The sequence below is a fragment of the Zarconia navalis LEGE 11467 genome, from assembly GCF_015207075.1.
Lineage (GTDB): Bacteria > Cyanobacteriota > Cyanobacteriia > Cyanobacteriales > Geitlerinemataceae > Zarconia > Zarconia navalis.
Genome location: NZ_JADEXN010000239.1, coordinates 1 through 7,635, shown reverse-complemented (window position 1 = coordinate 7,635; position 7,635 = coordinate 1). Strand labels below are relative to the sequence as shown.

Annotated in this window: 6 protein-coding genes; 1 reads left to right on the top strand and 5 read right to left on the bottom strand. The window is 50.5% G+C overall.

Annotation, left to right across the window (positions count from 1 at the left end; genetic code table 11):
* Window positions 1–253: 253 nt before the first annotated feature.
* Window positions 254–2,332: a cation:proton antiporter domain-containing protein gene (locus IQ235_RS13295; RefSeq protein WP_264321937.1), complete on the bottom strand. Its 2,079-nt coding sequence runs from the start codon at window positions 2,330–2,332 to the stop codon at window positions 254–256.
* A gap of 374 nt (window positions 2,333–2,706) precedes the next feature.
* Here IQ235_RS13295 and IQ235_RS13290 point away from each other — a divergent pair, with 374 nt between their 5' ends.
* The gene (locus IQ235_RS13290) at window positions 2,707–3,642 is read left to right on the top strand and encodes a LysR family transcriptional regulator (protein WP_264321936.1); all 936 of its coding nucleotides are present in this window, start codon (window positions 2,707–2,709) and stop codon (window positions 3,640–3,642) included.
* 53 nt (window positions 3,643–3,695) lie between these two features.
* On the opposite strand, the gene IQ235_RS13285 is transcribed toward IQ235_RS13290, so the two are convergent.
* From IQ235_RS13285 to IQ235_RS13270, 4 genes are all read right to left on the bottom strand, one after another.
* A complete protein-coding gene (locus IQ235_RS13285; RefSeq protein ID WP_264321938.1) occupies window positions 3,696–4,736 on the bottom strand; it encodes a glycosyltransferase family 2 protein in 1,041 nt (346 codons plus the stop codon).
* Window positions 4,737–4,813: 77 nt separating this feature from the next.
* A complete protein-coding gene (gene rseP / locus IQ235_RS13280; protein WP_264321935.1) occupies window positions 4,814–5,905 on the bottom strand; it encodes an RIP metalloprotease RseP in 1,092 nt (363 codons plus the stop codon).
* 179 nt (window positions 5,906–6,084) lie between these two features.
* Window positions 6,085–7,365, bottom strand: coding sequence for a serine--tRNA ligase (gene serS / locus IQ235_RS13275; protein ID WP_264321934.1), 1,281 nt, complete (start codon window positions 7,363–7,365; stop codon window positions 6,085–6,087).
* 33 nt (window positions 7,366–7,398) lie between these two features.
* A partial coding sequence (locus tag IQ235_RS13270) for a hypothetical protein (RefSeq protein ID WP_264321933.1) occupies window positions 7,399–7,635 on the bottom strand: 237 nt, incomplete at its 5' end.

Here is a 7,635-nt window from a genome sequence, read left to right as displayed (position 1 = left end):
GCAAATTGCCGCCCAGTTCAAAGGTCGCAATACCCAGAAAAAACTAGATGCGATCGCCCAAAACCTCGATCGTCTCGAATGGTTCGGTGTCGTCATCCCCCGAAAAGAAGGGGCGATCGTCTACTGGCAACAGGCTGGGTAGGGGTAGTGCCCCTGTGCCTACCCCGGCGATAAGGTGGGCAGTTGAGTGATGAGTATCGAAGTTAAATTCCCACTCAAAAAACTGCCCACCCGACAACGACGACTAACCCACCTAAGAATGCGGTTCCCCCAACAAAACCATCGAGCAATTGAGCTTCTTCATCACCTGAGTTGTCACGTCGCTCACCGCCAATCCCCCAGCGGTACGACGGCGGCGCGATCGCAACACCACCATATCCATCGATCGCGCCGCTTTGAGCATAATGTGCGCCACATCCTCGCCGGGAACCATGACGATATTCGATTCCACCGACCATCCCGGTTCTGCCAGAATTTGAGAAAGTTCCGTTTCAAATGCCGATAGCTGTTCGGCAGGGGTATGGCGATCGTAAACGTGCAGCAGCGTCACTCGGGCCTGGTTGGCATCGGCAAACAATTGGGCAAATCGTACCGTTTGCACTGCTTTGGGCAACAGATGTTTGACGGGAACGAGAATTTGGTGAATATCAACGGGATCGTCGAGCAGGCGCACCACCGCCACCGGACAATGGGAAGACCAAAACACGCTATCAATTAAATTGCCGAACAATCTGGCTCGCAATCCTTTCGCTTTGCTCCAACCCATGACAATCAAACTGGCATGATTTTCGCGAGCGGTGCGACTGATGCCATGAGCGATATCGTTATCGATGCGAATCTTGGGTTCTGCTTCCACACCAAATTCTTCACTCACCTGCACCGCTCGTTTGAGCAATCGTTCGGAACGTTGGAGTGAAACTTCTAAATCCGGTTCGTCCATGTGAATGTGTGCCGTGGCGATCGACAACGGGACGATCGTTCCCGACTCGTGACGAGCCAAAAGTGCCGCCATTTCCACTAAGTAACGCTCGGTGATCGGATTGTAAATCGGCACGACGACTTTGAAGGGGTACGTGCCGACAACGGGAGAATTGAATAGAGCGTCGATCGAGGATTCTGGGCGTTCGACGGTATCGGTGTCGGCAGGGGGACGAGCCAAGGGCAATCGGCTCGCAAATCGAGCGGTCATCACCGGTCCAGCGATCGACGTGACGAGCATCAGAACGATGGTGGTGTTAAACACCGACTCGGGAATTAAACCCGCATTCAAGCCCACCAAAGCCGCTGCTAGGGTAGCCGCCACCTGGGGTAATGACAGCGACCACATCGTCAGGGTTTCGTCCCAGTTATAGCCATAGAGCAATTTGGCAATACCGGCGGCAAGGAATTTCGCACCGAGCAACCCCCCGACGATCGCCAGTATCAGCCCCAAATCCTCTCTCAAACTGATTAAAAAGGCGGGAATATCCAGGAGCAACCCCATACCGACAAAGAAAAAGGGAATGAAGAGAGTGCTGCCGACAAACTCGACTTTTTCTTCCACTGGTCCCCGTCCCACCACGTCGTTGACGGCGAGTCCGGCAAGGAACGCTCCGACGATTTTATCGACGTTAATCGCTTGCGCCCCGACAGCGGCGAGAAACACCGCTAGTAACACGAATAAAAACTGATTCCCCTCTTCATCTCCGGTTCTGCGGAAGAATTCTTTGCCGGCCCAATCGAAACCAAATAATATCAACGCAGAATAGACCCCGAGGGCAACTAACTGGAGAATTAAATTGGTGGCGGAGAATTCCCCGGCGTGAATTGAGACGCAAATGGCGAGGACGAGCAACGCTGCGATATCGGTAAAAATGGTAGCCCCGACGGTGACGGTGATGGCTTGGTTGCCCACAACGCCCAATCGATTGACGATCGGATAGCCCAGGAGAGTGTGGGAGGCCATCAGAGAACCAATTAAAATCGATGCGTTCGGACTAAATCCAAACACCAGACCGATCGCGCTGCCGACGATGAGGGGAATCAGGAACGTCGCTATCCCAAATCCTAAAGACCGATCTTTGGTTTTGCGAAACTCCGCCAAATCGATTTCCAGTCCGGCGACAAACATCAGGTAAATTTTCCCGACATCCGAGAGCAGTTTCATGGTTTCCGACTTGGCATCGAGGATGCCCAAACCGTTGGAACCGAGGAGAATGCCCGTCACGAGCAATCCCACTAACCTCGGCAACCGCAACCGCTCGAAGATCGGTGGAACGATGAGGATGACCAGCAATAGGACGGTAAATCCAACCAGGGGACTATTGGGAATGCTTTGCAACACTGCGAGCATTATGACTTCTTTGGGTAAGGGTTGACGGGTGTAGAGATTATTCTGACATCAAAAACTGCCGTGCAGACCGATCGACATAAGTTTATAGATTAAAAGCTATTCTATTTTTATTTTGCATTTACTAAAGGTTATACTTGGTTTAGTATAGAAATGTAAAGTAAATACCGCATCTCATATTTCGATCGCAGATGCTTCTCGACACAGGGTCGCCTAATCCTCTTGAGAGCCATACAAGGCACTAAGGCACTGCCAGTCAGTCCCCCCTACTCCCAGAGATCGTATTTGGATCTGGGGAGATCGTAGAAGTATCGACGATCGAAAAAATAGAGCAATCGTGCGGTAATCCAATCTAGAACGAGCGGAGGACATTATTTTTGTTACACGCAACCCTGCATCAGCTAAAAGTCTTTGAAACCGTGGCTCGCCATTCGAGCTTTACCCGAGCCGCCGCCGAGTTGTCGATTTCTCAACCGACGGTGTCGAGCCAAGTCAAACAACTAACCAAAGCCATTGGTTTGCCACTGTTCGAGCAAATTGGCAAGCAGCTCTACCTGACCGACGTGGGTCGAGAATTGCTCGTCACCAGTCAAGGTGTTTTTGAGAAGCTCGATAACTTCGAGATGAAAGTTGCCGATTTTAAGGGAGCCAAGGAAGGAAAACTGCGACTGGCGGTGGTGACAACTGCCAAATATTTCGTCCCCCAACTCCTCGGTGCATTTTGTCAGCAATATCCCGCGATCGATATTTCTCTTCAGGTGACGAACCATCAAAAACTGAAGCGACGAATGCTCGAGAACGAAGACGATCTTTATATTCTCAGCCAACCGCCAGAGGATCTAGATTTACATCTTCAGGCTTTTTTAGACAATCCTTTAGTCGTAGTTGCCAGATCCGATTGCGAACTAGCGCGCAAAAAAAATATGCCGATCGAATATCTCGATCGAGAGAAATTCATTATGAGAGAACCAGGGTCGGGTACGAGACAGGCGATCGAAAAGCTATTTTCCAAGCATAAGATTTCAATCGAAGTTCGATTGGAACTCGGGAGCAACGAAGCTATTAAGCAAGCAATTTTAGGGGGGTTGGGAATTTCAATTTTATCCCAACATACATTACGCTACGAACTCGAAAGAGGAGAACTCGCAATACTCGATGTTCAAAAATTTCCCATTCAACGTCATTGGTACGTCGCTTACTTAGGGGGAAAACAATTATCTGTTGTCGCGCAAATGTTCTTGCAACATCTTCTAGCAAAGAGTCCCGAGTACGTCGAGTGTCTGAACCTCAAAATACCCGTCCCACAACGATAGGGGAAGACATTCGATCGTCGAGCGAACCCTCGAGGGTTATCGATTTTCCATTCTCAACGATCGACGGTTTTGTATTCAATGAGGCGGTTTTGTTTTTTCAAAAGCCGATTGAGAAAAAACTTAAGCTGTCCTAAAAAATTGGGAAATTTTCCGATCGTACAGAAGATTCCGTAGAGCGTGGCTTCATCTTTGGGTTTGCCAGTGGTTTGCAAATAACGAGTGACTCGATACGCCAACAGTGGATAACCGACCAATAAAAATAGACTCAAACCCTTCGTCGGCCAAGCCATTACCAGAGCTAGAAAGGGAATACAAAATCCCCACAGCCAGATGCTTTTAGTCTCCTTAACCCAATGGCGTTCTGGACTTTTCCCATGCACCCACGCTCCCTCAGCATAGGCATGACCCGCTCGGAGCATCCGCATCCACCACTGGCTAAAATGCATCATCCGAGCATCGTGCCGGGTCATTTCGGCATCCAGACGGAAAATTTTCCAGCCTTTCTGGCGCAGCCGCACGCACAATTCCGGTTCTTCCCCGGCAATTAAGCTTGGATTGAATCCTTCAACTTGACTCAAAGCCTCGACGCGCATCATCGAGTCTCCCCCACAAGCCTTTGTTTCGCCCACGGGGGTATCCCATTCCAGGTCGCACAGTCGGTTGTAAATGGACTGTTCGGGAAAACTTTCGCGACGACGACCGCAGACCACCGCCACTTCTGGTTTCGCAACCAATTCCGCCACTGCTCGATCGATCCATCTATCTGCAATTTCGCAGTCGCCATCGACAAATTGAACGAATTCGAGGTTGGGAACGGTTTGGCGCAGGAGATCGAAGCCCTCGTTCCGAGCGCGAGCGGCCGTAAACGGAACGCTCAGATCGAGTTCGACAACATCCACACCCAGCGATCGTGCCATTTCGACACTACCATCGGTGGAGCCGGAATCGACGTAGACAATTCGCGCCACCTTCCCCAGTGCAGATTTGAGGCATTGGCGCAGGCGTTCCCCTTCATTGCGTCCGATCGCCACCAGTCCGATTTTGGGCTGACTCTGACTCGAGCTGGGCTTGGGTTCCCCGGCGCGATCGGGAATGTTCGCTTCGGGATGGTTGTCTGTCACGGCAATCCTCCTTACTATCTTCAGTATTGGACTTCAGACGCGCGACGCGACTATCGCATCAGCTCTTGCACCCACTCTAACTGAGTTGTATCTCGAACGATTAAAAACACGCCCAAACCCAACAGCACTAGCATTCCCGATTGCATGAATCCATCTTGGATATGTACCGGAACGGGTTTGCCGCGCAATCCTTCCACAAGCAAAAAGAAAAGCTGACCGCCATCGAGTGCTGGCAGGGGCAAAATATTGATAATGGCTAAGTTAATGCTGATAATCGCGCCAAAGAGCAGTAAATTGAGGGCATCGGCTTTTGCGACTTCAGAACCCTGCTGAACGATTTTCACCGGGGAGGCTAACTGAGAGGCGGTATCGCCAAAATCCGTAATCAGTTGATAGAATCCTTGGGCAGTTCCCACAAAGATGGTTTGGAAGCGCTCTGCCCCTAACCCTAAAACCTCAAAAATACTGTGGGGACGGCGATAAATCGGATCTCCGTTGGGAGCCAGTTGAACCCCAATTCGCCCTTGACCGTTCGAGTCTGGCTGGGGTTTAACCTCCACCGTTTCTTGACGACCGTTACGATCGATGGACATGGATAGAGGCTGTTCGGGACTGCTTTGGATAATTTCCTTAAACTGCGAGAGAGATTCTTCGCTCGCGTTCAAGGTTTTTCCTCCAACAGATAAAATGATATCTCCCGATCGAATTCCAGCACGCGCGGCTGGAGAATCCGCCGAAATCACTTGGGGAACGAGAATTCCCGGCTCGTAGTTAAATCCGTTGAGAATACCAGTACCACCCACTTGCAGCACCAGTATCAGATAGGCAAAGATGAGGTTGGCAATCACTCCAGCGCTGATGACGAGCGCCCGATCGAGAATGGGTCGGTTGCGTAACAGATCGGGATCGTCTTCGGGAATGTTACTATCGGGATCGTCATCGGGAAACCCAACAAATCCACCTAATGGCAAAGCGCGGACGGCATACTCGGTTTTGGAGCCTTGATATCTCCACAGTATCGGACCGAAACCAATGGAAAAACGATTGACGTGAATTCCCTGAAGCCGAGCGGCTAAGAAGTGACCTAACTCGTGAACGACGATAAGAAGGAGAATAACTGCGATCGCGGCCAAAACTGACATGAATTATCTGGTCGATTAAGTTTTTCTTTTATCTTATCGTGATGTTGGGTTGCGCGCTTGATGCCTTGCAGAGCCTTGGAGATCGGGAGATCGCGCTTGACAAATGGCAATTTCATGCTGCCGGGAACAGGCTTAAGTTATTCTTTGTGCGATCGCCCTGGCTCGAATTTACAAAATTTCTACAGAATTTCTCGTCCCAAATAAGATTGCAAAACCTCGGGAATTTTGACCGTACCATCAGATTGTTGGTAATTTTCGAGAATCGCCGCCATCGTCCGCCCGATGGCTAATCCCGAACCATTTAGGGTATGGGCGAATTGTGTGCCTTTTTTGCCCGTTTCTTTAAAGCGAATATTAGCTCGCCGTGCCTGAAAATCGCCAAAATTAGAACAACTCGAAATCTCTCGATAACTATCTGAAGAAGGCAGCCACACTTCCAAGTCGTAGCACTTATTGGCTCCGAAACCTAAGTCTCCCGTACACAGTTCCAGAACGCGGTAAGGGAGTTTCAGCGCTTGCAAAATCGCTTCCGCATCCCCCACCAACGATTGATGCTCTGCCTCGGAGGTTTCGGGACGAACGATTTTCACCAGTTCGACTTTGTTAAATTGATGCAAGCGAATCAACCCTCGGGTATCCTTGCCGTAGCTGCCGGCCTCTCGACGGAAACAGGGCGTATAAGCACAATGTCGGATGGGTAGTTCCTTGTCGCTGAGGATATCGTCGCGGTAGAGGTTGGTGACGGGGACTTCCGCCGTCGGGGCCAGCCACAAATCGTCGGAGTCGCATTTAAAGCTTTCTTCGGCAAATTTTGGCAGTTGACCCGTGCCTTGTAGAGAAGCGCTATTGACTAACACCGGGGGCATCACTTCGATGTAACCGGCTTGAATTTGTCGATCGAGCATGAACGCAATCAGCGCTCGCTCCAGTGCCGCACCGGCTCCCATCAAGCCCACAAACCGGCTCTGAGCCACCTTTACGGCCCGATCGAACAACAAAATACCCAGCTTCTCGCCAATTTCCCAATGGGGCAAAATATCGGGATTTTCGGGCAAATACTCATCTCCCCAGCGCCGAACTTCCACGTTTTCCGTTTCGTTTTTCCCCACGGGGGTGGACTCGCTGGGTAAGTTGGGGAGCGCCAGAAGCAGTGCCTCGATGCGCGCTTTAAATTCTTTTTCTCGGGGTTCGAGTTCCCCCAGTTGAGCTTTGACTTGATTTCCCTCTTCTTTGAGTGCGACGATCTCCTCGCTTTTTGGATCGCTCCCGGATTTCATTTTTTGCCCGATGAGCTTGCCAATTTCGTTACTGCGAGCTTGGAGTTTCGTGCGTTGGGTTTCGAGTTCCCGTTGCTGCTGCTCCAAGTTCACGATCTCGTCGATGCTGTACCCCCCACCGCGCAAGCTCAAGCGCTCTTGTATTGCATCTGGATTTTTCCGAATTTGTTTGAGATCTAGCACGACTTGTCTCCCCTCATTAATGTATCGTTTTATCTATTGCGTCGCTGACGCGCTGGCTCCGCGCTTTTTTTCGGACTCTGCATCTGCGCTCTCAAGTCTACCGGTTGAGTCGTTGGCTAGATTCAACTCGGCTTCTCGACAATTATCTACGCTATCAGTTTTTTCGGACTTACAACTGACGCAGAAAAAAATCGCGGAGGGTTTGAGGAGATCGTCCCATCCGCGATCGAGCTTGATATTATCTTTTCGCACTCGCCCACACTTTTTACC

What these genes read in the sequence shown, in the direction of transcription:
- IQ235_RS13295 (WP_264321937.1), bottom strand. Translation starts at nt 2,332, where the DNA reads ATGCTCGCAGTGTTGCAAAGCATTCCCAATAGTCCCCTGGTTGGATTT.
- rseP (WP_264321935.1), bottom strand. Translation starts at nt 5,905, where the DNA reads ATGTCAGTTTTGGCCGCGATCGCAGTTATTCTCCTTCTTATCGTCGTT.